This is a genomic window from Citrobacter sp. TBCS-15 (assembly GCF_005280815.1).
GTDB lineage: Bacteria > Pseudomonadota > Gammaproteobacteria > Enterobacterales > Enterobacteriaceae > Citrobacter > Citrobacter werkmanii.
The window spans coordinates 1-796 of record NZ_SZWK01000290.1 but is presented as its reverse complement, the minus strand read 5'-3'; the positions used below and the strand labels follow the sequence as shown (position 1 = coordinate 796).

2 protein-coding genes are annotated in these 796 nt (G+C 31.7%); both read right to left on the bottom strand.

All coding sequences use genetic code 11. The features are described from left to right. Positions 1-174 (bottom strand): DUF3310 domain-containing protein (locus FDW96_RS26295; RefSeq protein ID WP_137366049.1); only part of this gene is annotated, 174 nt, incomplete at its 3' end. Next, positions 175-672: a hypothetical protein gene (locus FDW96_RS17620; RefSeq protein WP_137366048.1), complete on the bottom strand. Its 498-nt coding sequence runs from the start codon at positions 670-672 to the stop codon at positions 175-177. It abuts the gene before it with no gap. Positions 673-796: the final 124 nt, after the last annotated feature.

Genomic DNA, 796 nt, shown 5'->3' with positions numbered 1-796 from the left:
GTTACGGTCTTTGTCGTAGCTTTCACCCTCTTTCTTGCCAGCTCTTACTAGATACTTTAATACCTGCATTGTATACCAACCTGCAAGCTCTTCATAGTTAAAATTATGTTTAAAGTATTCGTTAAGTTCTACACCGTATTCATTGGCATAGTGCCGATTCTTTTTAAAATTCAATTAGTACTCCTTTACATACTCATAGGCATATCCATATTTGTCTTCATTAAGCCCAAACCGCTTAGCTTCATCAATATTATCAGTCAAATGATGTTCATTTACATAGTAAAGTTTTTTATTTTCTTCTCCAATGGTAACAAGTTTGACGAATACTTTATACTTTTTAGGTTCTTTTTTAAACTTAATATATCCTTGTTTTTCTAACGATTCTAAAACACTTCTAATATCTGGTTGTGAAACAAAAACTTTATTATTAATTTCTAGAAGTACTTCTTCTATTGTTCCTTTTTTCAATTCTTCTTCTCCTGTGATTGATTGAATATGTTTATCAAAATAAGCTAACTCTTTGCCATTTTTATCTTTTAACCAAGTGGCGATAATGTGCTTCCGTGTTATGTCATGCTTAAGCATATCTATCATTTCTTCTTGACTTCTTTTATAGTATTCAAGCTCTCTGAAATCTCCGTTTGACCATTTAACGCATTGTATATATTTCATTAGATAATTCCTCCAAGCCATGTAATAAGCAACGTTGCGATTATACCTATCCAAGTGATAGCGATAAGTGTAAAGCCGACACCTGCAGCTATCATTAAAGTTTTTACTGTATCTTTCATTTTGT